Origin of the sequence: Streptomyces sp. SAI-135 (assembly GCF_029893805.1) — a bacterium.
Classification (GTDB): Bacteria; Actinomycetota; Actinomycetes; order Streptomycetales; family Streptomycetaceae; genus Streptomyces.
In genome coordinates this window covers 8223303-8245749 of sequence record NZ_JARXYP010000002.1, presented here as the reverse complement: position 1 = coordinate 8245749, position 22447 = coordinate 8223303, and the positions used below count along the sequence as shown (strand labels likewise).

23 protein-coding genes are annotated in these 22447 nt (G+C 72.7%); 7 read left to right on the top strand and 16 right to left on the bottom strand.

What is annotated here, in order from left to right; translation table 11 throughout:
* Window positions 1-5 precede the first annotated feature (5 nt).
* Entirely contained in the window at window positions 6-965 is a 960-nt protein-coding gene (locus M2163_RS41735; RefSeq protein ID WP_280896636.1) for an SDR family NAD(P)-dependent oxidoreductase, read from the top strand.
* A 671-nt stretch (window positions 966-1636) separates the two neighbouring features.
* On the opposite strand, the gene M2163_RS41730 is transcribed toward M2163_RS41735, so the two are convergent.
* Complete coding sequence (locus tag M2163_RS41730) at window positions 1637-2293, bottom strand: M15 family metallopeptidase (RefSeq protein ID WP_280896635.1); 657 nt, start codon at window positions 2291-2293, stop codon at window positions 1637-1639.
* A gap of 105 nt (window positions 2294-2398) precedes the next feature.
* Here M2163_RS41730 and M2163_RS41725 point away from each other — a divergent pair, with 105 nt between their 5' ends.
* Window positions 2399-3427 (top strand): SDR family oxidoreductase, encoded by a 1029-nt coding sequence (locus M2163_RS41725; RefSeq protein WP_280847655.1) that lies wholly within the window; start codon window positions 2399-2401, stop codon window positions 3425-3427.
* Window positions 3428-3465: 38 nt separating this feature from the next.
* Here M2163_RS41725 and M2163_RS41720 read toward each other — a convergent pair whose 3' ends face one another.
* The 4 genes from M2163_RS41720 to M2163_RS41700 all read right to left on the bottom strand — a co-directional run bounded on the left by M2163_RS41720 (window position 3466) and on the right by M2163_RS41700 (window position 7233).
* Window positions 3466-3708, bottom strand: coding sequence for a hypothetical protein (locus tag M2163_RS41720; protein WP_280847656.1), 243 nt, complete (start codon window positions 3706-3708; stop codon window positions 3466-3468).
* Window positions 3709-3769: 61 nt separating this feature from the next.
* On the bottom strand, window positions 3770-5050 hold the full coding sequence (locus tag M2163_RS41715; RefSeq protein ID WP_280847657.1) for an ROK family transcriptional regulator: 1281 nt from the start codon (window positions 5048-5050) through the stop codon (window positions 3770-3772).
* 6 nt (window positions 5051-5056) lie between these two features.
* Window positions 5057-6046, bottom strand: a complete 990-nt coding sequence (locus M2163_RS41710) for an aminoglycoside phosphotransferase family protein (protein ID WP_280896634.1) — start codon at window positions 6044-6046, stop codon at window positions 5057-5059.
* 287 nt (window positions 6047-6333) lie between these two features.
* Window positions 6334-7233, bottom strand: a complete 900-nt coding sequence (locus M2163_RS41700) for a DUF3626 domain-containing protein (RefSeq protein WP_280896633.1) — start codon at window positions 7231-7233, stop codon at window positions 6334-6336.
* Between the two features lie 372 nt (window positions 7234-7605).
* Between M2163_RS41700 and M2163_RS41695 the strand changes: the two genes are divergently transcribed.
* Together M2163_RS41695 and M2163_RS41690 are read left to right on the top strand one after the other, a co-directional pair.
* Complete coding sequence (locus tag M2163_RS41695) at window positions 7606-8883, top strand: aromatic acid exporter family protein (RefSeq protein ID WP_280847660.1); 1278 nt, start codon at window positions 7606-7608, stop codon at window positions 8881-8883.
* A gap of 51 nt (window positions 8884-8934) precedes the next feature.
* A complete protein-coding gene (locus M2163_RS41690) occupies window positions 8935-9960 on the top strand; it encodes a hypothetical protein (protein WP_280847661.1) in 1026 nt (341 codons plus the stop codon).
* A gap of 75 nt (window positions 9961-10035) precedes the next feature.
* On the opposite strand, the gene M2163_RS41685 is transcribed toward M2163_RS41690, so the two are convergent.
* On the bottom strand, window positions 10036-10278 hold the full coding sequence (locus M2163_RS41685) for a hypothetical protein (RefSeq protein ID WP_280847662.1): 243 nt from the start codon (window positions 10276-10278) through the stop codon (window positions 10036-10038).
* Here M2163_RS41685 and M2163_RS41680 point away from each other — a divergent pair.
* Complete coding sequence (locus M2163_RS41680; protein ID WP_280896632.1) at window positions 10271-11281, top strand: lactonase family protein; 1011 nt, start codon at window positions 10271-10273, stop codon at window positions 11279-11281. The two genes, M2163_RS41685 and M2163_RS41680, sit on opposite strands and share 8 nt — an antisense overlap.
* Here M2163_RS41680 and M2163_RS41675 read toward each other — a convergent pair.
* On the bottom strand, window positions 11249-11974 hold the full coding sequence (locus M2163_RS41675; RefSeq protein WP_280896631.1) for a DUF2470 domain-containing protein: 726 nt from the start codon (window positions 11972-11974) through the stop codon (window positions 11249-11251). The two genes, M2163_RS41680 and M2163_RS41675, sit on opposite strands and share 33 nt — an antisense overlap.
* Window positions 11975-12098: 124 nt before the next feature.
* Window positions 12099-12707, bottom strand: coding sequence for a TetR/AcrR family transcriptional regulator (locus tag M2163_RS41670; RefSeq protein WP_280896630.1), 609 nt, complete (start codon window positions 12705-12707; stop codon window positions 12099-12101).
* A gap of 107 nt (window positions 12708-12814) precedes the next feature.
* Here M2163_RS41670 and M2163_RS41665 point away from each other — a divergent pair, with 107 nt between their 5' ends.
* Window positions 12815-14329, top strand: a complete 1515-nt coding sequence (locus M2163_RS41665) for a cytochrome P450 (protein ID WP_280896629.1) — start codon at window positions 12815-12817, stop codon at window positions 14327-14329.
* Here M2163_RS41665 and M2163_RS41660 read toward each other — a convergent pair.
* Window positions 14297-15112, bottom strand: a complete 816-nt coding sequence (locus tag M2163_RS41660) for a pentapeptide repeat-containing protein (protein ID WP_280896628.1) — start codon at window positions 15110-15112, stop codon at window positions 14297-14299. The two genes, M2163_RS41665 and M2163_RS41660, sit on opposite strands and share 33 nt — an antisense overlap.
* Before the next feature lie 160 nt (window positions 15113-15272).
* Here M2163_RS41660 and M2163_RS41655 point away from each other — a divergent pair, with 160 nt between their 5' ends.
* Entirely contained in the window at window positions 15273-15473 is a 201-nt protein-coding gene (locus tag M2163_RS41655) for a DUF5999 family protein (RefSeq protein ID WP_280847667.1), read from the top strand.
* 1 nt (window position 15474) lies between these two features.
* Here the strand turns inward: M2163_RS41655 and M2163_RS41650 are convergent, their stop codons facing one another.
* From M2163_RS41650 to rhaS, 7 genes are all read right to left on the bottom strand, one after another.
* Window positions 15475-16335: a sigma factor gene (locus tag M2163_RS41650; RefSeq protein ID WP_280896627.1), complete on the bottom strand. Its 861-nt coding sequence runs from the start codon at window positions 16333-16335 to the stop codon at window positions 15475-15477.
* A gap of 54 nt (window positions 16336-16389) precedes the next feature.
* Window positions 16390-16995 carry an FxLYD domain-containing protein gene (locus tag M2163_RS41645; RefSeq protein ID WP_280896626.1) on the bottom strand — a complete coding sequence of 202 codons (606 nt, stop codon included), beginning with the start codon at window positions 16993-16995 and terminating at the stop codon, window positions 16390-16392.
* A 77-nt stretch (window positions 16996-17072) separates the two neighbouring features.
* The gene (locus M2163_RS41640) at window positions 17073-18386 is read right to left on the bottom strand and encodes an alpha/beta fold hydrolase (protein ID WP_280896625.1); all 1314 of its coding nucleotides are present in this window, start codon (window positions 18384-18386) and stop codon (window positions 17073-17075) included.
* Window positions 18387-18489: 103 nt separating this feature from the next.
* Window positions 18490-19515 carry a LacI family DNA-binding transcriptional regulator gene (locus tag M2163_RS41635; RefSeq protein WP_280896624.1) on the bottom strand — a complete coding sequence of 342 codons (1026 nt, stop codon included), beginning with the start codon at window positions 19513-19515 and terminating at the stop codon, window positions 18490-18492.
* A gap of 78 nt (window positions 19516-19593) precedes the next feature.
* Complete coding sequence (locus M2163_RS41630) at window positions 19594-21006, bottom strand: BNR repeat-containing protein (RefSeq protein WP_280896623.1); 1413 nt, start codon at window positions 21004-21006, stop codon at window positions 19594-19596.
* A 23-nt stretch (window positions 21007-21029) separates the two neighbouring features.
* Window positions 21030-21350 (bottom strand): L-rhamnose mutarotase, encoded by a 321-nt coding sequence (locus M2163_RS41625; protein ID WP_280847672.1) that lies wholly within the window; start codon window positions 21348-21350, stop codon window positions 21030-21032.
* Window positions 21351-21366: 16 nt separating this feature from the next.
* The gene (gene rhaS, locus M2163_RS41620) at window positions 21367-22446 is read right to left on the bottom strand and encodes a rhamnose ABC transporter substrate-binding protein (RefSeq protein ID WP_280847673.1); all 1080 of its coding nucleotides are present in this window, start codon (window positions 22444-22446) and stop codon (window positions 21367-21369) included.
* Window position 22447 lies beyond the last annotated feature (1 nt).

The window sequence follows — 22447 nt, the reverse complement described above, 5'->3', positions numbered from 1 at the left end:
CCGTCATGAGCACTGCACAGCACAAGATCGGTTCGGGGTTCGGCGCCCACAGCACGGCCGACGACGTCCTCGCGGGCGTCGACCTGTCCGGCAAGCTCGCGATCGTCACCGGGGGCTACTCGGGGCTCGGTCTGGAGACCACCCGTGCGCTCTCGAAGGCGGGCGCCCGGGTCGTGGTCCCGGCCCGGCGCCCCGACACCGCCTGGAAGGCCCTGGCGGGCCTGGCGGGCGTGGAGCTGGACGAGCTCGACCTCGGTGACCTGGGCAGCGTGCGCGACTTCGCCGAGCGCTTCCTCGACTCGGGCCGCACCGTCGACTTCCTCATCGACAGCGCCGGGATCATGGCCTGCCCGGAGACCCGGGTCGGGCCGGGCTGGGAGGCGCAGTTCGCCACCAATCACCTCGGCCACTTCGCGCTGGTCAACCGGCTGTGGCCGGCCGTCGAGCCCGGTGGTGCCCGCGTGGTCTCGGTGTCCTCGCGCGCCCACCACTTCTCCGGCATGCGCTGGGACGACGTCCACTGGCGGACGGGCTACGACAAGTGGCAGGCGTACGGCCAGGCCAAGACGGCGAACGTCCTGTTCGCCGTCCACCTCGACAGGCTCGGCGCCGAGCGCGGGGTACGGGCCTTCTCGCTCCACCCGGGCGGCATCCTCACCCCGTTGCAGCGCCACCTTCCCAAGGCGGAGATGGTGGAGCGCGGCTGGATCGACGAACAGGGCAACGCGCTCAACCCCTCGGGCTTCAAGAGCCCCGAGCAGGGTGCGGCCACCCAGGTGTGGGCGGCGACCTCGCCCCAGCTGGCCGGCATGGGCGGCGTCTACCTGGAGGACTGCGACATCGCCGAGCCCGCCGTCGAGGGCGACGCGACCAGCGGGGTCAAGGACTGGGCCATCGACCCGGACCAGGCGGAACGCCTGTGGACCCTGTCGGCAGAGCTGACAGGCGTGAACGCGTTCGCCTGAGCCGCACGACCGACGCGGTGGCGGCTGCCCAGGGCGGTTGAAGTGGTGGGTAGCCCACTCCGGGACAGCTAAGGTCGGCGGCTGACGCCGGGTCCTCGGGCAGGTGGGCGCCAGGGGATCAGATGCGGCTCGGCACGGCTTGCCACCCAGATCTGGGGCACCGCCCTGCGTGGCTGTCGCCGGTGTCGTGGGGCCGCGCCGCCGCCAGACCGCCGGGACGCCACTCCACAGGGCTGACGCCCGGCACCCCAGGTGCCGTGGGACCGCGCCGCCGCCCGAACCGTCGGAACACCGGTCCACAGGGATGACGCAGGGCACCACAGGTGTCGTCGGGCCGCGCCGCCGCCCAGACCGCCGGGACTCCACTCCACAGGGCTGACGCCCGGCACCCCAGGTGCCGTGGGACCGCGCCGCCGTCCGAACCGCCGGAACACCGATCCACAGGGATGACGCAGGGCACCACAGGTGTCGTCGGGCCGCGCTGCCGCCAGACCGCCGGGGGCACCACTCGGGAAGGCCGACGCCCAGCCCCCGGGCATCGGGAAGCGCCCCTGCGCTCGGTGGGCCTGAGCTCGGCCCCATCCGTCCCCGGGGGGAGGACGGGCCTCTTCCAGGGCGGGGCCTTACCGGCGCCTGTCCTCCGGCCGGTCCCGCGGCGTCGCGGGGGCGCGCTACGGCGTCGTGAGTTCCGTAGCGCCGTACAGCGCGGCGGGTGCGCCTGTCTGAAGCGCCCAGTAGCGGTCGCCGTAGGACCAGTGCCACCACTCGGTCGGGTAGTTGACCAGGCCCGCCGCGGTCAGGGCCGTACCCAGCAGGGCGCGGTTGGCCCTCGCCTCCTCCGTGATGTTGCCCGCGCCCGTGTAGCAGGCGCCGTCGCTCTCCTCCGGGTTGGCGTTCATCGCGGTGCCCAGATCGAGTTCGCGGCCGTCGGCGTCGGCGAGGGTCAGGTCGACGGCCGCGCCGGCGCTGTGCGGGGCTATTCCGGGCGGGGAGACATAGCGGCTGGCCGCGGTGTGGACGCGGTCCGCGGACCAGTCGGGGTGGGTGGCGCCCAGTTCGCCGGCGTACTGCTCGAAGTACTGCCGCTGGAGCGCCGGCGGCCGGTATCCCTCCACGAACAGCAGCCGCAGGCCGTCGGGCAGCAGGGCCTGCGCCCGCAGCAGCCGGTCCAGGACACCCCGGCGCAGATGGACCTCGGCGCCCAGGGAGTCCTCGTGCTTGCGGTCGTCGACGAGGAGGTGGCCGCGGACGTCCACGAGTTGTTCGCCGTTCTCCCGGACGGGGACGGCGGCGACACGGGCGTCGGACATCAGGATGATCTCGCTCATGAGGTGATCATCGCGCGGCCGCGCACCGGCCCGTGCACCGCGTGCATCCCGCTGTGCCGGGTACTCGGGTGGCTCCCCGCCCCAGCGGCCCGAAGGAGCCTGAAGGTGAGCACTTCAACCGGCAGCAGGATCGTCGTCACGGGCGCCACCGGCAACGTGGGAACCAGCGTGGTGCGCCTTCTCTCGGAGGATCCGGAGGTCGGCTCCGTACGGGGCCTGGCCCGGCGGATCCCGGACTGGTCGCCCGCGAAGACTCAGTGGTCCGCGGTCGACCTCTCCTCGGAACGGACCGACCTGGCCGAGGAGTTCGCGGGTGCCGACGCGGTGGTCCATCTCGCGTGGGCGTTCCAGCCGACGCACGACCCGGCGGTGACCTGGCGCACCAACGTCCTCGGCTCGATCCGGGTGTTCGAGGCGGTGGCGGCGGCCAAGGTGCCGACACTGGTCCACGCCTCGTCGGTGGGCGCCTACTCCCCGGGCCCCAAGGAGCACGCGGTCGACGAGTCGTGGCCGACCCACGGCTGGCCGGACGCCGCGTACTGCCGGGAGAAGGCGTATCTGGAGCGCACCCTGGACACCTTCGAGCGCGACCACCCCGCCGTCCGGGTCGTACGGATGCGCCCGGCGTTCCTCTTCAAGCGGGAGTCGGCGAGCGAGCAGCGCCGCATCTTCGGCGGCCGGTTCCTGCCGGGTCAGCTCGCCCGGCCCGACCTGCTGCCCTTCCTGCCCGACATCCCCGGTCTGCGCGTCCAGGCACTGCACACCGACGACGCCGCCAGGGCCTACGCGCTGGCGGTGCGCTCGGACGTGCGGGGCGCCTTCAACCTGGCCGGCGAGCCGCCGGTCGACGCCGAGCTGCTGGGCGAGCTGCTCGGCGCGCGTCCCGTACGGCTGCCGCGGACCGCGGCCCGTTCGGCGATCGCCGCGGCGTGGGGCCTGCATCTGCTGCCCGCTTCCCCGCATCTGTTCGACGCGGTGCTGCGGCTGCCCCTGATGGACTGCACGCGCGCGCGGACCGAACTCGGCTGGCACCCGGAACACACGGCGACCGAGGTCCTGGAGGAGTTCCTGCGGGGAATGCAGCAGGGCGCGGGGGCGCGGACGGAGCCGATGCAGGGCCGCAAGGTCGGCTGACCCGGCAGTCCCGGAGATCAGCCCGGGCAGGCCCTGGGTCAGCCCGAGGACTCCTCGGCGCCCGGGTGCTCGGGGTGCACGGTGTCCGACCGCGGCGCCCCCTGCCGTCCGGTCCCCGCCTCGTCGGTGTCGGGCACGTCCTCCGACTCGTCGGCGCCGGGCTCCCCGTCCGGGACGCTCGCGACCTCCCAGGGGTCCTCGCCCTCGCCCGCCTGCTGGTCCGGCAGATCCCTCGGGACGGGGTCTGCGTTCTCGCCCGGTCCTTCGTTGCGGTGGTCCACGACGTCCTCCTCACGTGTCGACGGCGGGAGCGCGAGTACCTCCGCGCAGGTCGGCGAAACGTCAGTGCGGTGAGCGCTCCTCCAGAGCCGTGCGCCAGGCCGGTGCCGGACCCTCGGGCGCGGGTTCGGGGCGCCGGCCGCCGCGGGCGAAGAAGTCGGCGAGCGGGAGGATGGCCGCACCGACGGTCACCGCGTCGGGCCCCAGACGGCCGAGGTCGACGGTGACCTTCTCGGCCGGGTACCGCAGCGCGTACGCCGTGGCGTGACGGCGTACGGCGGGCAGGAACCGGGCGCCGAGCTGGAGGCCGGCCCAGCCGCCGACGATGATCCGCTCGGGCTGGAAGAGATTGATCAGGTCGGACAGGCCGGCGCCGAGGTACTCGGCGGTCTCCTCCAGGACGGCGACCGCGACCGGATCGCCCGGGGTGCCGTCGGCGGGATGCGCCGCGGCGAGCATCGCGGCCAGCGCGCTCTCCTCGTCGACGCCCTCGGGCGGCCGTCCGCCCTCCTCCCGCCAGCGCTCGAGGAGTGACTCGGCGCCCGCGTAGGCCTCCAGGCAGCCGAGGGCACCGCAGCGGCAGCGGCGCCCCCTGACCCGTACGGTCAGATGCCCCCATTCGACCGCCCGGCCGTGTTCCACCTCGGGCGTCACGAGGCAGGCGCCGACGCCGGAGCCGAACAGGACGACGACGGCGCTGTGGGCACCGCGGCCGCCCCCGAACCACATCTCGGCCTGGCCGAGGGTCTTGGCGCCGTTGTCGATGAAGTAGCGGACGCCGGAGGGCAGCGGGGAGCCGGTGCGCAGCAGCGCCTCCAGCGGGACGGCGTCCCAGCCGATGGTCTGTCCGTGCACGACGGCGCCGCTTCCGGGGGTGTGCGCCACGATGCCGGGCACTCCGATGCCGACGCCGAGCAGTGCCTCGGGCTCGATCGCGGCAGCGGTGAGCACTTCGGTGATGCCGTCGCGGATGTGCCCGACGATGGCATCGACGTCGTAGCTCCGCTGGGTCAACGGCCTTTCGGCGCGGGCGAGTTCGGTGAGGGTGAGGTCGAACAGCTCGATGCGCACCCGGGTCTCGCCGACGTCGACGCCGATCATGTGGCCGCTGCCGGGCGCCACCCGCAGCAGGGTGCGGGGGCGTCCGCCGTCGGATTCGACACTGCCCGCCTCCTCCACCAGTCCGTCGGCCACCAGGTCGGCGACGACGTTGCTGACCGAGCCGGAGCTCAGCCCGGTGACGGGGCCGAGCTCGAAGCGGCTGAGGGGCCCGTCGAAGTAGAGGCGCTGCAGTACGGCCGTGCGGTTGGCGCGTCTGAGGTCGCGTACGGTGCGTTTGTTCAAGGGGGTTCAGGCTCCCGTGACCCTGGCGAGGGCCTCGATCTCGTCCAGTGCGGCGACGAGCTCCGGGGCCACCGCCGACTGGACCCAGCGTTCCTTCTCGTCGTCGACCGCCCGGGGGACGGTCTCCGTGAGCATGATCAGGTAGAGGTAGGCACGGTACAGGGCCAGGCGCACCCGGGCCGGGACGTCGAACTCGGCCCGGCCGCCCGCCGCCCGGTAGCCGGCGAGGAACGCCTCGTCCTTCTTGATGTCCCCGAGCAGTGCCAGGGACACGAAGTCGGCGAGGGGGTCGCCCCAGAGCATCCGCTCCCCGTCGATGAGCCCGCCGATGCGCGGCGGTCCGTCGGCCGGGCGGTCGACCAGGATGTTCCCGTCCCACAGGTCGAAGTGGACCAGCGCGGGGACGGACACGTCGTCGAGGGCGGGGTAACCGGACCTGAGCGTGTCCGCCACCTGTTCGACGGAGCGGGGCAGCCGCGCCCCGTAGTCCCGGGCGTCGTCCAGGATCGCGTCGGCCATGGTGGTGAACGCGGTCCGCCAGTCGGGGGCGAGCGGGCCGAGGGCCCGCGAGGGATAGCCGAAGCCCGGTCCGGTCACCGAGTGCAGCCGGGCCACCTGACGGCCCAGCTCCCTGCGCAGCGGCGGGCGTTCGGCGTCGGTGACCGACCCGTCCCACGGATCTCCGGGGCAGGCGGTCATCAGCAGATGCGGTACGACGACGCCGGCACCGAAGGCCACCACGTGCGGCGCCGCGACCTCGGCCTCTGCGGCCCTGCGGTAGAACTCCGCCTCGGCGACGAGCAGTCCGCGCTCGTACCGCAGGCCGGGGACGGTGGCCGCGGGCGGGACCTTGACGACATACCGGGTGCCGTCCGTGAGGAGGAGTTCCTCGACGGTGTTGTAGGTGCCGCCGCTCAGCGGCCGGACGCGGGCGAGCCGGCCGGGGTCGAGGCCCGCGCCCTCCAGCACCTGCCGAGCCCACTCCCAGGAGTCCACCTGCGTCCCGCCCCTTCTCTCACCCCGTGGCGCACACGTCCTCGATGCGGCGCCCGTCCCGCATCGGCCGGTCGAGCCACCGCTCGGCGGCCGCCCCGTCGGCGTCGGGCGTGTGTTCTGCAACAGGGTACGGAACGCGTCCCGCGCACCGGGCGCCATTCGTGATCCGCCCCCGCAGACGTACACACGGCCACCGGCCCCGAGAAGTTCCCGGACCTTGAGCCAGCCACCACCTGCGGCGGCTGTCGGCGGGGCGCGGACCCCCGTACGGAACGGCGCGGGCGGGTCTACGCGTTCGGGGTGCTGACCACCGGCGTCCGGCCTCCCGCCGCCGCACCCGGGCAGGCGGTGCCGTCCGGTGCCCCGAACCGGGCCAGGGTGTGCCAGACCATCTTCAGGTGCTGGAGCTCATGGCGGCCCGTCCGGGCGGCGTCGCCGATGACGCGCGGGTCGACCAGCCCGTCCTCGGCGATGCTCGCGCCCAGGTCGGCGTACTCCCGCCCGCGGTAGTGGGCGTGGCGGTACAGGCCGGCGACGGTGATCCGGTGGCCCGGGTGCCACTCGACGGGGACGGGCAGCAGGCGGGCCGCCGCCTCGACGGGGGTCCCGCGGTAGCTCGCGTCCAGGACCAGGGCCTCCACGTCGCGGCCCAGGTCGACGCCGCCGTGCACCTGGGCCTCGATGTAGTCGTCGAGTGCGTCCCGCTCGTCCGCCTCCGCGAGGGCGATCAGGGACATGCCGGCGGCGACGCCGAAGTGGACCGGCTCGGCGGCGCTGTCGGGGTAGCAGAAGGTGGCACGCGCCAGGGTCTCGGGGGCCAGCCGGAAGTGCGAGGAGCCGAAGCGCGGGGCGGCTCCGACCATCTGACGGCGGAAGTTCAGTGCGCCGTACACGGGCCGCTCGTGCGCGTCCGCGTCGTCGTACGCGCCGCCGAAGATACGGCTCTCCCAGCGCCACCGGTCGCCGCCGGGGCGGGCAGTCAGTCCTCCGTTGCTCGTGCCGGTGACGAACTGCGAGTGGTAGACGCCGTCCTGGGCCAGCGCCTCCAGGAGGGGCAGACCGCGTGCGAGGCGGTCCGGGTGGAAGTTCAGCGTGATGCGCAGGTCCGGGTCGACGGCCGGCCCCTCGGACGCGGCCGACACATGCTCCAGCGCCGCCCGCGCTCGTGCCGACGTGCCTGGACCCACCGGTGTCACCTCGCTCAGGACTCGTCCACGACTCACCGGATGATCACCCGCCGAGGAGGCAGCCCGCACCTCATTTGACGATGTCCTGCCCAACGGCGAGCACGATCCGGTGCTCCAGGGGGCCTCCAGGGCGAAGGAGTCGGTTCGTCGCTCCCCGCTGTCGCCCCGGACCGGCCGCGGCCCATCCGGCGGGCCACCGTTGGCGGTGGGGGTGCTCCCCAGGAATCGTGCGAGGTGGCGCGGGGTGTCCGCCGTCACTGCCCCGGGTCCTTGCCGTGGCGCGGGCCCGCCCCACAATGGGGCACGCGGGCGGATCTTCACATTCCGCCAGGAGTGCACCCGTCGCTTTTGTGGAAGGGGAACACACTGAGGATGCGAGATGTACGTGAGTGGACGGCGTCCCCGGTGCGGTTTGTGAAACGGCGCCGGGACCCCGTGGTCGTGCAGACGCTGCGGTCGGCGGCCGCGGCGACGATCGCGTACGTCATCGCCCTGCGGCTCAGCCCCGAGGCGGCCCCGCTCACCGCGCCCCTGACCGCGCTGCTCGTCGTCCAGGTCACCCTCTACTCCACACTCACCACCGGCGTCCGCCGCGTGAACTCGGTCGTCACCGGAGTCCTCGTCGCCATCGCCTTCAGCCTGCTGGTGGGGCTGACCTGGTGGAGCCTCGCCCTTCTGATCGTGGCGTCACTGGTCGTCGGACGGCTGGTGCGGGTCGAGGAGTTCGTTCCCGAGGTGGCGATCAGCGCGATGCTGGTGCTCGGGGTGACGACGGTCGGGGACACCGCCTGGGCACGCGTGGTCGAGACACTGATCGGCGCGGTCGTCGGCCTGGCCTGCAATCTGCTGCTCGCTCCCCCGGTGTGGGTGGACGAGGCGGGCGAGTCGATCGAGGGGCTGGCCCGCCGGGTGCGCAAGCTGATGCTGCGGATGGGCGAGGAGGCCGCCGGCCGTACGCCGGTGGACGTGGCGACGGCCCGCCTGTACGAGGCCCGGGAACTCGACCACGACATCGTCGAGGTGGACGCGGCCCTGCGGCAGGCCGAGGACAGCCTCAAGCTGAACCCCAGGGTGAAGGAGGGCCTGCTGCACCGGGTGGTGCTGCGCACCGGACTGGACACCCTGGAGATCTGCACGGTCGTGCTGCGGGTCCTCGCCCGCACCCTCACCGACCTCGCGAAGGAACGCGACCCCTTCGCCGACGATCCGTTCCCGATCGACGAGGATCAGGCTCCCGAGCCACTGTTCAGTCCTGAGACCGGCCGGACCGTGGAGCAGTTGCTGTCCGAGATCGGCGACGCGGTCGTCAGCTTCGCGGTGCTGGTCACCACCCACGTCAGCGTGAGCGCCGAGTCCGCGGAGGGCCGGCTCACCGCTGAGCTGCGGCAGGCCTCGGCGACCCGGGACAAGCTGGCCCAGCTGCTGCTCGAGGAGATCCAGCGCGACACCCGCCACTGGCAGCTGCACGGCGCCGTCCTGACCGAGGTCAACCGCATCCTCGACGAACTGGACACCGAGCACCGCTCCCGCCGTCTGCTGGAGGAGCTGGACCGGGCCTCCCGCGAGCAGCGCGAGCGGATGCCGCATCTGACCCGGATGCAGGAACGCTGGCGCAGGAACCGCCCGGTACTCTCCCGTCGTTCCAGGTGACACAGGCACAGCGGACGAGCACAAGCGGGACGAGCACAAGGGGGCGGGCCGATGACCGACACGAGCGTGCGGATCGACGGGAACACACTGCGGCTGCCGGGCGGAGCGGCGGTGCGGTTCGTCCGCACCCTGCGGCTGCCCGAGACGGGTACGCATCCGCTGCCGCCGGGGCTCGGCGAGTTCCCGGTGCGCCGGGTCTCGGACTACCCGGACACCGTGCCGGAGCAGTGGCGGGCCCGCGGCGGGGTGATGCTGCCGGTGTATCTGCGGGAGGCGATGTGGCTGAGCTTCGGGGGCACCGTCGAGCCGGCCGCCCTCCAGGTCGGGGTGGGCAAGGTGTGCGCGGTCTCCGGGAAACCCTGGAGCGACCGGCTCGCCCGTGATCCGCAGAACTACGTGGTCCTGCCCCGCCAGCCGTGGCTGGACGGCATCAACTCCGGCAAGGGCACGGTCCGCCAGTTCGTCGCGGTGCCGCTCGGTCTGGGCGCGACCGTCGAGGGACAGGTGACGGGCGAGGAGGTCTGGGGCGGCGTACAGCTCCAGGCCTTCCCGCTGGTCGAGGAGCGGCTGGCCGAGTGGCGGGAGGCGCAGCGGCGGCTGGGGTCGGCGGCCCGGCCCGCGATGGCCTACGGCGCCGCCGCGCCCATGGCGATGGCCGCGCCCGCGGCTCCTGCGGGGGCGCCGCCCCGCAGCGCCCCGGCGATGGGACTCGGCGTCGGTGGTTCCATGCGCCAGGAGGTCTACCGGGACGACCGGCCCCTGTCGGACTGGGCGGACGCACCGGCCGGGCGGGTCTTCGTGCACCTGGTGACACCGCCCGAGTGGCGTCGCATCACCGGCGAGGCCGCCCCGCCGTCGCCCGTCGACCGTGCCGCGTACACCAGGGCGGGGCTGCCCTGGTTCGACTACTACGACCAGGACGCGGAGGATCTCGCCCCCACGGACACGCTGGAGGGGGTGAAACCGGTGGGCGACTGGCTCGGGGACGATCACGAGCCCTGGCAGCAGCCCGCGCCCGGCCAGGTGAAGCCGCTGGGGGACGCGCCGGGCAAGCCGGTCGAGGACGGCGACTGGTAGGGGGCGGCCGGCGGCTCGGGTTGCACCGGCCGGGCGGTCCGGGTGAAGGTGGCTGTCCAGGTCCGAGACGAGCGATCACCCGGGGTGCGCAGGGATGAGCAGTGCGAACGGCGGCTGGAGCAGGCGCCGGTTCGTCGGCGCCGTGGCGGGAGCGGGCGCGGGGCTCGTCGGCTGCTCGACGTCCTCCACGCCGTCGTCGGCGTCGTCCGGACCTGCGTCGCCGGAGACTCCCGGCTCCCCCGGGGCCGCCTCACCGGGCCCGACGCGCACGTCGTCCGCACCGGCTCCGAAGGGGCCCCGCCCCCTGTACGTGGGCACCTACACCTCCGCCGAGGGCGGTGGCGCCGGTATCGGCGTCGCCGCCTACGACGCCGCCGGCGGCCGGATCACCGGCATCGGCACGATCACCGGCGTCACCAACCCGTCGTATCTCGCGCCGCATCCCGACGGCCGCACCCTGTACGCGGTCGCGGAGCAGGACGCCGGTGCCGTGACCGCCGTGCGTCTGTCGGACCGCAAGGTCCTGGGGAGCCGGAGCACCGGCGGTGCGGGGCCCGCCCATCTGTCGGTGCATCCGGGCGGGCGCTGGCTGCTCAGCGCCAACTACGGCTCCGGCAGTGTGGCCGTGCATCCGATCGACTCCTCGGGCGCGCTCGGCGAGCTCAGGGACTCGGTCACGCACTCCAGTCCGGCGCCGGGGCCGGGTCAGCAGGGCCCGCACGCCCACCAGTTCATCACCGGTCCGGACGGCGGCCATGTGCTCGCCGTCGACCTGGGCACGGACACCGTCTACAGCTACCGCCTCGACGAACGCACCGGTGCCCTCACCGAGGTCGCGCGGGCGCACACCCGGGCGGGTGCCGGGCCGCGCCACCTCACCTTCCATCCCGGTGGCCGGTACGCCTACCTGGCCAACGAGACCGACAACACGGTGGCGGTCTGCGCCTACGACCGCGGAACCGGCCGCCTGTCCGTCGGGAGACCGCAGTCCACGGGGACGGGCTCGGGCACGAACTACCCGGCGCAGTTCCTGGTCACCGCGAACGGCGCGTTCGCCTATCTCGCCAACCGGGGCCACAACAGCCTCACCCGTTACGCGGTGGAGTCGGGCGGCGCCCGGCTGCGGCTGCTCGACACCGTGCCGGTCGACGGCGACTTCCCGCGCCAGATCGCCTTCTCCCCCGACGGCCGGCTGCTCTTCGCGGCGAATCAGAGGTCCGGCACCGTCAGCGTGTTCCACGTGGACATCGGGAGCGGTGAACTGCGCCGCGCGGGCAAGCCGTTCGCCTCACCCGTCGCCGTCTGTGCGCTGCCGCTGTAGGGCGCGCGGGCAGGACGCCGCGCTCGCCTGGTTCAGCAGCACGTGCATGCGCTCCGTCAGGCGCGCCACGTCGTCGGCGGGTGCGTGGAAGGGCAGGCGTACGTCGCCGTGGGCGCGGGCGCGCTCGATGCGCAGGGTCAGTCCGTGCCGGTCCACGGCGAGGGGCTGGACGCGGACCGCGCCGTGCAGGCTGTCGGGCTCCACGAGCCGCGTCAGCCGCTCGATCGCGTCGGGGTGGCAGTCGGCGAGGTGGGTGAGCAGCCGGGCCTCGGCCGTGGCGAGCGGGTCGGGCGCGGCGGCGGCGAACTCGTCGAGGTCGACGACCACCGCCCCGGACGGCCTGCGCAGCACCACGCGGGTGGCCTCGAACTCCAGCCGGCCGTCCCCGGAAACGAACCGGCCGGCGATCCACAGCCGGGCGCGGATACGGCTGCGCACGGGGACGGGTGCCACGTCGGCGAACTCCAGGACCGCGGACGGCTCGCCCCGGGGCGCACAGATCGCGGCCGCGACCAGCGTGCTGTCCTCGGGGACCGCCAGCGTCACCCGCCCGTCCTCGGCGACCGTGTGCGCTCCGACGAACTCCTCGCGGCCGCCCTCGGCGGTCACCGCGCAGGACCACGAGGCGGCGAGCACCGACCGGGCGTGTTCCGCCGCGGAAGGCGCGGCCGTCCACGTTGGGCTGTCACCCATCCGTTCCTCCTTAGGTAAGGCTAGCCTAACCTAGCGAAGATCGGCGACGAAGCCAACCGAGGACGTGTGACGGACGTGCGAATCCGGTCAGGGCGTGAGTCGGGTCAGGGCGTGAGCCGGCAGGTCAGGGCTTGAGAACGCCGAGCAACGCCCGTGCGCACAGGTCGCGCACCTGCTCCCGGGAGAGGTCCGGGCCGCGCAGCCACTCCAGGCACACCGCCGTCGTGAACGCCAGCCAGCCGCGCACGGCCAGCTGGAGGTCGGGGCGCTCCTGCGCCGCCGGACCGAACTCGGGATCCGCCGCGAGCGCCGCCAGGATCTGCCGCTCCTGCGCGGCCAGCGCCCGCTGATAGACCCGGCGCACGGCCTGGTCTCCGGCGGCGTCGGCACGGTGGAAGGCGCGGAAGCCGTGCGCGTGGGCGTGGACGTACTCCAGGTAGGTGTCCAGACCCGCCGTCAGCTGTTCGCGCACCGGGATGCCGGGCACGGCGGCGGTCATGGCCAGCATCCGCTCGCTCTCGCGCTCGACGACCGCCGCGAAGAATTCCCGCTTCGTCGGGAAGTAGTGGTAGAGCAGGCCTCGCGAGACACCGGCGATCTCGGCGACCTGCTCGATCCACACGTCGTCGTACGGGCTCTCCGAGAACAGCCTCGCCCCCACCGACAGGAGCTGCTCCCGGCGCTCCCCGGTGCTGAGCCTGCGGCGCGTGCGCTCGCCCTGCTTCCCGGCCATGCCCGCACTTTACTTGACGCCGGTTCAACAAGGGGACCAGACTGAGGCGCGTTGTTGAACCCACGTACAACATGCTCAACTGCCGCTGGATCAAGGGAGATCTCGTCATGGCGGAGACGACGACGGCCACCCGGACCACGGGATTCCGCAGCGCCGAGCTGGGGTGGCCCGAGCTGCACCGCATTCCGCGTCCGCCGCGTCGGCTCCCGCTGCTCGGTGACGTGCTGGGCGTCAACCGCGCCACCCCGATCCAGGACTCCCTGCGCTTCGCCCGCCGGTTGGGGCCGATCTACCGGCGCCGTGCCTTCAACCGGGAGTTCGTGTTCACCTGGGGCGCCGATCTGGTGGCGGACCTGGCGGACGAGTCGCGCTTCGCCAAGCACGTGGGCCTCGGGGTCGCCAATCTGCGGCCGGTGGCCGGGGACGGGCTGTTCACGGCCTACAACCACGAGCCGAACTGGCAGCTGGCGCACGACGTGCTGGCCCCGGGCTTCAGCCGGGAGGCGATGGAGGCCTACCACCCGATGATGCTGGCCGTCGCCGGCCGGCTGACGGACCACTGGGACCGCGAGCTTGCGGCGGGACGGTCGGTGGACGTCCCCGGCGACATGACCAAGCTGACCCTGGAGACCATCGCGCGGACCGGGTTCGGCCATGACTTCGGCTCCTTCGAGCGGGACCGGCCCCACCCCTTCGTGACGGCGATGGTGGGCACCCTGACCTACGCGCAGCGCCTCAACTCCGTGCCGTTCCCCGCTCTGCTACGGGGTGCCGCGCGGCGCAACGCGGACGACATCGCCTACCTCAACCGCATGGTCGACGACCTGGTCCGGGCCCGGCGGGCGACGGGCGGGGACGGCGACCTGCTCGACCGGATGCTGGAGACGGCCCACCCGGAGACCGGCGAGCGGCTGTCCCCGGAGAACGTCCGCCGGCAGGTCATCACCTTCCTGGTGGCCGGCCACGAGACCACGTCCGGCGCGCTCTCCTTCGCCCTGCACTACCTCTCCCGCCACCCCGAGGTCGCCGCACGCGCGCGTGCCGAGGTGGACCGCGTCTGGGGCTCCGCCGAGGTGCCGGGCTACGACCAGGTGGCGAAGCTGCGGTACGTGCGCCGGGTCCTGGACGAGTCGCTGCGCCTGTGGCCGACCGCGCCCGCGTTCGCCCGGGAGGCCGTCGAGGACACCGTGCTGGCCGGACAGCACCCGATGCGCCGGGGGGCGTGGACGCTGGTGCTCACGCCGATGCTCCAGCGCGATCCCGAGGTGTGGGGCGCCGACGCCGAGCGGTTCGATCCGGACCGCTTCGACCCCAAGGCCGTCCGCGCGCGTCCCCCGCATGTCTTCAAGCCCTTCGGCACGGGGGCACGGGCCTGCATCGGCCGCCAGTTCGCACTGCACGAGGCCACTCTGGTGCTCGGACTGCTGCTGCGCCGCTACGAGCTGCGGGCCGACCCCGGCTACCGGCTCAGCGTGACCGAGCGGCTGACGCTGATGCCGGAGGGGCTGCGGCTGCACCTGGAGCGGCGGCAGGCCGGCAGTGCCGCGCCCGCCGCCGTGGCCGGTCCCGGCGAGGTTTCCGTCCCCGCGTCACGCTGCCCAGTGCACCGGGCGGGAGACTGACTCCGGCAGCCGGGTGCCTGCGCTGCCCCGGGCCGCGTTGAGCTGGGGCTGGGTGAGGAAGAACGCTCCGGTCAGGTCCGCGTCCGTCAGATCGGCGTCGCGCAGGTCGGCACCGATCAGGTCCGCTCCGCGCAGGTCTGCACCGGTGAGGTCGGCCGCGATGAGGTAGGCGCCGCGCAGCGTGGCCCCGCGCAGGTCGGCGCCCTTGAGACGGGCGCCCATCAGGTCGGCGCCCCGGCGGTCCTTCTTCTTGCCGCCGACCCCTGCCCGCACCAGCTCACTGGTGCGCAGCAGAAGGAGGTTGACCTCCTGCCGGTGCGCGGGGACGTCCACGGCGGCGAGCTCCTCGGCACTGCCCCGGGTGAGCGCCTCGGTCCGCTCCAGCATGCGGCGCAGATCGGCGTGGACCGTGCGGGCGGCGGGCAGGGTGAGCGCCTCGGTGAGGTACCAGAGCAGTTCGTGGAGCTGGCGCACGACGGGGAAGACGTCGAACATCCGGCGGGCGTCGGCGCGCGGGCCGTCACGCCAGTCCCGGCCGCCGAAGGTGATCTGCGAGACCTTCTGCCCGGCACCGAAGCAGTCGTACACCGTGCATCCGGTGTAGCCCTCGTCCCGGAGCTTGGCGTGGATGCCGCAGCGGTGGTCGTCCCGCAGGTTGGGGCAGGGCTTGCCGGCCGGCTTGTCGCGGGCGAAGTCCGCGGAGGCGGCGAAGGGCAGGGCGACACAGCACAGCCCGAAGCACCGTGCGCAGTCGCCCTTGAGGTCGGTCGTCTGTTCTTGCATCACGGCCAGCCTAACGGCACCGCGGACCGGCCCGTCTGACGGGAACTCACCGCTGAGTTCCCGGCGATGTGGGGGTCTCCTCATACAACGGAAAACAAACTCGACTACCACAGAGACAACGGCCGACCGAGGCGGGAGCCGAACGCATCGAGGAGACGTCATGTGCAGCCACCAGCCCCCGTGCCCCGAAGCCGACAGCCCCGGCCGGCGGGCCGCGGTGATCGTCTCGGCCCACCCCGAACAGGGCTGGAGCCTGCTGTGCAACGGCACCATCGTCTTCGACGACACCGGTGAGCTGCTGCCGGACGGACGGGTCGTGAGCCCGCGCCGGGCGCCCGGCGCGCCTGCCGTGGCCGCCTGAGTCAGCGGGCGGTGCCGGGCAGTGCGAGCCGGGCGAGCCGCTCGGGGTCGGCCAGGACGTGCAGGGCGACGATCCCGCCCTCGGCGACGGTGACGCCCGCGACCGCGAGGGGACGGCCCTCGGGCAGGTTGACGATCCCGATCTCGCCGTTGACCAGGGCGAGGCGGGCGCAGTCGGCGAACCGCCGGTGCCGCAGAGCCTGTTCCGCCACGGCCCGCGCCCCGCGGACCACGAAGGCCGGCGCCCCGGAGTCCGCGCGCAGCACCACGTCGGGGTGGAGCACGGCGACCACGGCGTCGCCGTCCCGCGCCTTGGCGGCCGCGAGGAACGCCTCGAGCACCTCGCGCTGCCGGTCCGGGTCGGGTGCCGCGGTGGGAGCGGCCTCCCGCACCGGGCGCCGGGCCCGACCGGCGAGCTGCCTCGCCGCGGCCGGGGTGCGTTCCAGGACCGGCGCGATGTCGTCGAAGGGCACGGCGAACATGTCGTGCAGGACGAACGCGAGGCGCCCGGCGGGCTCCAGGTTCTCCAGCGCCACCAGCAGCGCGAGACCGCGCGCGTCGGCGTACAGGAGTTCCCGTTCGGGGTCGGCGGCGGCCAGCGGCGCGATCACGGGGTCGGGGACGTGGGCGTCGCGGTGGCCGGTGCGTGAGCGCAGCCGGTCGAGGCAGACCCGGCCGACGGCCGTGATGAGCCGGCTGTCCGCATCCGGGGTCCCGCCGGCCGCTGCGCGGCTCAGGCCGGCCCATGCCTCCTGGAGTGCCTCCTCCGCCTCGCCCAGCGAACCGAGCATGCGGTAGGCCACCGCCCTGAGGCGCCCACGGTGCTCCTGGAAGCGCTCCGCGAGCAGATCCGTTCCGTTCACGCCACCCCCGTGTCGTCCGTGAAAGCGAGACGATCACATGATGCACGTCGCGGGTCAGTAACGCTGTGCCTTCGCCAGCTTGGGCGTCAGCACGGGCTCGGCGGGCTTGCGGCTGACGGCGACGGGCTGGGCCTTCTCCCCCGCCTTCAGGTCCTCGGCGCCGACGTACCGGGTCTCCACCACCTTGCCCGAGGAGTCGAGGAAGTCGACCTGGACGGCGTAGGAGGCCGTCCCGCCGGACTTGTTGGTGATGGTGACGACGACGGCGAGCAGACCGCCGGTCTCGGAGCGCGGCTTGCCGCTCATGGTGACCTCGGACATGGCGTTGCCCTGTCCGTCGACCTCGGCGAGTTCGGTCCTGGCGGCCTTGTTGGCGCGCTCCGTCTCGGCGGAGACGGAGGCCTCGAAGGAGGAGGCGGCCGCCGAGGCGGAAGCGGCCCGCTCGGAGACCTCCGCCCGCACCGAGGCCTTGAGGGACGCGAGCGCGGAGGCCCCGTCACCGGAGAAGGAGGCGGTGTCCGGGGCCGTCGGTGTCGCGGAGGACGTGGACGAGCCGCCGGAGTCGTCGCCGCAGGCCGACAGCGTGAGTGCGCCCGCGGCGGCCAGCACCACGGCGAGGGCGGCGGTCCGGGACCGTCCGTGGGGTGGCGGTGTGCTCATCGGGTGACGTCCTCTCGGGCTCCGGCAACGACACATGACCGAAATGAACCTTATGCCGGGTTGACGAGAGGGGCATGTCAACCGTCGGGTCGGACCTCGTCCCGGGCGAGGGCGAGCAGCCGGTCCAGGACGCGGGGACCGCCCGCGCGGACGCCGTCGTGCTCGAACTCGTCCGTCACCCAGGTGCGCAGACCGCGGATCGCACGGGCGGTCTCCAGCGAGTGGGCCGTGTCGACGTACATGTCGTCGTGGTAGACGGCCGCGGCGACCGGGACCTCGTTGGCCGCGAGGCGGGCCGGGTCGTACAAGGGCTGCCAGTCGGTGCGGGCGGCGAGCAGCTCGGCGGTCTCGCGCAGCGGCCGCAGGGACGGGTCGCAGTCGAACAGCCAGGGGTGGATGGACTCCCCCGTGAACAGCAGGGGCTCGTCACCGGCGAGCGACTTGGCCGCGTCGAACTGCGGGAACTCGGCGCGCACCCGTTCGGCCGACCAGGCGGTGGGCCGCTCGTCCTGGCCGTAGGTGGCCTCGTGGACGAGGGCGTACAGCGGGTGGGAGGCGAAGGAGAGGAGGCCCTGGACCTCCTCCTGGAACGCGTCGGACAGTGCGGGGCCGTGCGGGGTGCGGACGAAGGCGTGCTCCAGGACGTAGTGCAGCCGGTGGCTGCCCTCGCCGCCGCCGAGCACGATGCCGAGCGACTGGAAGGCCTCGACGGTCAGCCGGTAGCCGTTGGGCAGGGTCACCTCGTGGGTCAGCAGGTGGTCGGCGACACGGCGGGCCCGCTCGACGTCCTGCGGGTAGCGGGCGTAGTGCGCGGCGACCTTGCGCTCGATGCGCGGGTACGCGGCCCGGTAGACGTCGTCGGCGTGGGCGTCGAGGGAGGGCAGGCCGCCGGTGATGAGGGCACCGGCGAGACCCTCGGGGGCGAGGGAGAGGTACGTCGTCGCGCAGAAGCCGCCGAAGCTCTGGCCGAGGACGGTCCAGGGGGCGCCGCCGGTGACCTGGGCGCGGATCGCCTCGCAGTCGCGGACGATGGAGTCGGCACGGAAGCGGGCCAGGTAGTCGGCCTGTGCGGCGGGGCCGCCGCGCAGCGGGAGCGTCTGGCGGTTGGCCGGGGTGGAGTGGCCGGTGCCGCGCTGGTCGAGCAGGAGGACGCGGTACTCCTTCAGGGCCCGGCCGAACCAGGCCCCCTTGCCGACGAACCGGTTCGCCCCGAAGCCGGGGCCGCCCTGGAGGTAGACCAGCCACGGCAGGTTCTGGCCCGCCCGGTCGCTCGCCACGGCCTCGCGGGCGAAGAGCTCGATCGTCTCCCCGGCCGGGTCGTCGTGGTCGAGGGGGACGGTGAAGCGGCGGTCGGTGAAAACGATGCCGGGCTGGCGGTAGGTCGCGGTCAACAGGGCTCCCGGGACGGACGGATTCTTCAGGGCGCGTCCCAGTTCAGCACATGTTCGTCCGTCGACGGACCCCCTCGATCATGAAATCTTACTGACTCGTGGGTCAGCGGGCCGCCAGGCTGGAGCGGCGCACCACCAGTTCCGGCTGGAGCACCACCCGGCGGTGCTCGTGGCGCTTGCCGGTGGTCTCCGCCTCCGTCTCCTCCAGGAGCAGCTCGGCGGCCAGCGCGCCCATGGTCACGGCGGGCTGGCGGACCGAGGTGAGCGGGACGGCCGCGGCGGCGGCGAACTCGATGTCGTCGTAGCCGACGATCGCGAGGTCGTCGGGGACCGTGATCCCGGCCGCGTACATGGCCTGAAGGACGCCGAGAGCGAGGAGGTCGTTGGCGCAGAACACGGCGGTCGGGCGGTCCGCGAGGCCGAGCAGACGGGCGCCGGCGTCCCGGCCCGCGGCCACGTCGAGCCGTTCGGTGGGCAGCTCGCGCAGGTGCTCGGGGCCGAGGCCCGCCTCGGCGAGTGCGTTCAGGGCGCCGGTGCGGCGGTCGCGGACCTGGTTGAGTCCGGGCGGACCGCTGACGTAGGCGATGGAGCGGTGCCCCGCGTCCACGAGGTGGCGCACGGCCAGCGCGCCGCCCGCGACGTCGTCGACGGAGACCGAGCACTCGGTGGTGCCCTCGGCGACCCGGTCGACCAGGACGAAGGGGATGCCGTGGCGGCGGAAGGAGTCGATGTTGCGCCCTGAGGCGTCGGTCGGGGTGAGCAGGACACCGCGCACCCGCTGCTCGGCGAAGAGGGACAGGTACTCCGCCTCCTCGCTCGCGCTCTGGGCGCTGTTGCAGACCATCACGCCGAGGCCGTCCTCGCGGGCGGCCCGCTCCGCGCCGCGCGCGACGTCGACGAAGAAGGGGTTGCCCATGTCGAGCACGAGCAGCCCCATGATCCGGCTGCGTCCCGCACGCAGCTGGCGCGCGGACTCGCTGCGGACGTAGCCGAGCCGGTCTATCGCGGACAGGACGCGCGCCCGGGTCTCGGTGGCGACGGAGTCCGGACGGTTGATGACGTTCGAGACCGTGCCGACGGAGACTCCGGCGGCGCGGGCGACGTCCTTGATACCCACCGACTGGGCCATCGGGCAGGGACCTCCAGGGGAGAAGGGGCGGCGGGGGGCCTTCACACTACCCGCAGGCCGCCCCCACATCGGATGCGGTCAGGCGGGCAGCGCGAAGTCCACGACGTGGAGCGCCGAGGGGGTCGTACCGTTCGACTTCTCCTGGTACATGAAGGACAGCACGTTGTCCTGGACGATCCGCGTCTCGTCGATCACGACCTCACCGAAGGCGTTGAGGCCGCTGCCGTCGAAGAGGATCTTCCAGTCCGTGTACCCGGACGACTTGGAGGCGGCGGCGATCCGGCCGAAGGGGAAGACCGCGTAGGCGTTGTCGTACTTGTCCAGGACGAGCTTGGTGCGCTGGCTGGAGCCGAGCACGACCGGGATCTCGGTCTTCTGCCAGCTGCCCGAGGAGTTCTTGCGGACGTGGAAGGCGCGGCCGTTCGCGGTGCGGTCGGCGACGTAGTTCGTGGTGCACTGGCCGAAGCGGCCGGGGACGTAACTGATGATCGCGTGCGGCAGGCCCGCGGAGTCCGTGAACTGGCTCTCCTGGTTCATCAGGGAGTGGTCCGGGTTCAGCGCGTCGACCACCAGGCCGGAGTCGGTGACGGCGACCTTGTCGGAGCCGCCGGTGGTGCCGACGGCGGTGCCGGCGTTGTTGCGCCAGGTGCGGCCGCGGTCGTCGGAGTAGACGTAGCCGGTGTCGTGGTTGGTGATGCCGCCGCTGTTGCACATCACGGCGCCGTTCTGCTCGCGCCAGGTGAAGAACGAGTGCAGCCGGCCGTTCCGGTCGTAGTCGATGCCGTGCAGGTACATGTTGCGGGCCGTGGAGGAGCCGTGCTCGCTGGTGTAGGTGCCCGTCGAGCTGGACCACTCCCCGAGGTTGGTCCAGGCCGAACCGTCGTACTCCGCGAGCGCGTTGCGGCCGTTGCCGGATATCCCGGCCCGGTAGCTGAGCTGGAGCTTGCCGTCGGGGGTGGAGACGAACTGCGGGTAGGTGAACTGCGAGGTGAGGGTGAGGCCGTCCAGGGTGGACTGGGGTGCGCCGAAACGGGCGGCGGTCCAGCTCAGTCCGGACGGGTTGTCCATGAGCCCCGCGACCGACTTGACGTAGGTGAAGCCGTCGCTGTGCGAGTCCATGGTGAGGTGGAGGCGGCCGTCCACCTTGGAGACGCCCATGGAGATCACGTTGTGGGAGTCGCTCGCCTTGAGGGTGTGGCCGACCTGGACGGTGGACCAGGTGCTGCCGCCGAGGACGCGGCGGCCGACCACGGCGTTCTTGTCGGCGGTGTACCAGACGGCGTACTGGTGGCCCTTGTAGGTCAGCAGGCCGTTCTTCTGGAACGAGTTGTTGTTGACGAGGCCGTCGTAGGAGACGAAGAAGACGGCCTGGCTGTCGAGCGTGGTGGTGCCGGTCCGGGTGACGGAGGGGCCGGGGTCGGCGGCGCGGGCGGTGCCGGGCGTTGCCACCGCGGCCAGGACGACGGAGGCGAGGACGGCTCGTCTCTTCATGGAAGCGGCTCCTTGGGGGGACGTCAGGCTAGGTGAAACACTTCGGTGAGCGGCTTCATGGCCTCGTCGGGGCGGGCGCCGTCCAACGATTCGAAGAAGGGCGCCATCTCCGTCTGCCAGCGGGCGTTGACCTCGGTGGCTTCCATTGCGGCTTGGGCGGCGGCGAAGTCCTCGGTCTCCAGATAACCGACAAGCAGACCGTCTTCCCTGAGGAAGAGCGAGTAGTTCCGCCAGCCGGTGGCCGAGAGTGCTTCGAGCATCTCGGGCCACACGGCGGCGTGCCGCTCGCGGTACTCCTCCAGACGGTCCTGCCGGACCTTCAGCAGAAAGCACACGCGCTGCATCGGCGGACTCCAGATCCTAGAAGTTGAACTGGTCGATGTTCTTGGCGTCGAACACGGTCGGCTTGCCGAGGTTGATCACGCCGTCCTTGCCGATGGTGTACGTCGTGTCGCCGGCCTTGAAGGTCTCGCCCTCCTTGCCGGTGATCTGACCGGAGACCAGGGCGACGGCGGTCTGCGCGGCCAGGGCGCCGAGCTTCGCCGGGTCCCACAGCTCGAACGCCTCGACGGTGCCGTTCTTGACGTACTTGCGCATGTCGTTGGGGGTGCCGAGGCCGGTCAGCTTGACCTTGCCCTTGTACTTGGAGCCGGAGAGGTACTGGGCGGCGGCCTTGATGCCGACGGTGGTCGGGGAGATGATCCCCTTCAGGTTCGGGTACTCCTGGAGCAGGCCCTGGGTCTGCTGGAAGGACTGCTGGGCGTCGTCGTTGCCGTAGGCGACCTTGACGAGCTTGATGTTCTTGTACTTGTCGCCCTTCAGCTCGTCCTTCATGAAGTCGATCCAGGTGTTCTGGTTCGTCGCCGTCTGGGCGGCGGACAGGATCGCGATCTCGCCCTTGTAGCCGATCTGCTCGGCGAGCAGCTGCACCTCGGTGCGGCCCAGGTCCTCGGCGGAGGCCTGCGAGACGAAGGCGTTGCGGCACTCCGGCTTGGTGTCGGAGTCGTAGGTGACGACCTTGATGTCGTTGCTCATGGCCTGCTTGAGGGCGGTGCACAGGGCGCCGGGGTCCTGCGCGGAGACGGCCATCGCGTTCACCTGCTGCTGGGTGAGCGTGTTGACGTAGGAGACCTGCCCTGCGGTGTCGGTGGCGCTGGAGGGACCGACCTCCTTGTACTTGCTGCCCAGTTCGGTCAGCGCCTTCTCGCCGCCCTTGTCGGCGGAGGTGAAGTACGGGTTGTTGACCTGCTTGGGCAGGAACCCGACGGTCAGGCCCTTCTTGGTGGCCGCGTTCGGGTCGGCCTTGGCGGTGGAGGCCGCCGAGGCGCCCTCGTCCTGCACGTCCTTCTTGGTGGTGCCGCCGCACGCGGTGAGCGCGAGGGCCAGGGAGGTGCCGGCAGCGAGGGCCGCGCAGGAACGGCGGAGGGATGACTTGCGCATG

Excerpts from the sequence above, each read along its gene's own strand:
- M2163_RS41735 (WP_280896636.1), top strand. The coding sequence starts at position 6 with ATGAGCACTGCACAGCACAAGATCGGTTCGGGGTTCGGCGCCCACAGC.
- M2163_RS41730 (WP_280896635.1), bottom strand. The coding sequence starts at position 2,293 with ATGAGCGAGATCATCCTGATGTCCGACGCCCGTGTCGCCGCCGTCCCC.
- M2163_RS41695 (WP_280847660.1), top strand. The coding sequence starts at position 7,606 with ATGCGAGATGTACGTGAGTGGACGGCGTCCCCGGTGCGGTTTGTGAAA.
- M2163_RS41690 (WP_280847661.1), top strand. The coding sequence starts at position 8,935 with ATGACCGACACGAGCGTGCGGATCGACGGGAACACACTGCGGCTGCCG.
- M2163_RS41675 (WP_280896631.1), bottom strand. The coding sequence starts at position 11,974 with ATGGGTGACAGCCCAACGTGGACGGCCGCGCCTTCCGCGGCGGAACAC.
- M2163_RS41670 (WP_280896630.1), bottom strand. The coding sequence starts at position 12,707 with ATGGCCGGGAAGCAGGGCGAGCGCACGCGCCGCAGGCTCAGCACCGGG.
- M2163_RS41665 (WP_280896629.1), top strand. The coding sequence starts at position 12,815 with ATGGCGGAGACGACGACGGCCACCCGGACCACGGGATTCCGCAGCGCC.
- M2163_RS41660 (WP_280896628.1), bottom strand. The coding sequence starts at position 15,112 with ATGCAAGAACAGACGACCGACCTCAAGGGCGACTGCGCACGGTGCTTC.
- M2163_RS41655 (WP_280847667.1), top strand. The coding sequence starts at position 15,273 with ATGTGCAGCCACCAGCCCCCGTGCCCCGAAGCCGACAGCCCCGGCCGG.
- M2163_RS41645 (WP_280896626.1), bottom strand. The coding sequence starts at position 16,995 with ATGAGCACACCGCCACCCCACGGACGGTCCCGGACCGCCGCCCTCGCC.
- M2163_RS41635 (WP_280896624.1), bottom strand. The coding sequence starts at position 19,515 with ATGGCCCAGTCGGTGGGTATCAAGGACGTCGCCCGCGCCGCCGGAGTC.
- M2163_RS41630 (WP_280896623.1), bottom strand. The coding sequence starts at position 21,006 with ATGAAGAGACGAGCCGTCCTCGCCTCCGTCGTCCTGGCCGCGGTGGCA.
- M2163_RS41625 (WP_280847672.1), bottom strand. The coding sequence starts at position 21,350 with ATGCAGCGCGTGTGCTTTCTGCTGAAGGTCCGGCAGGACCGTCTGGAG.
- rhaS (WP_280847673.1), bottom strand. The coding sequence starts at position 22,446 with ATGCGCAAGTCATCCCTCCGCCGTTCCTGCGCGGCCCTCGCTGCCGGC.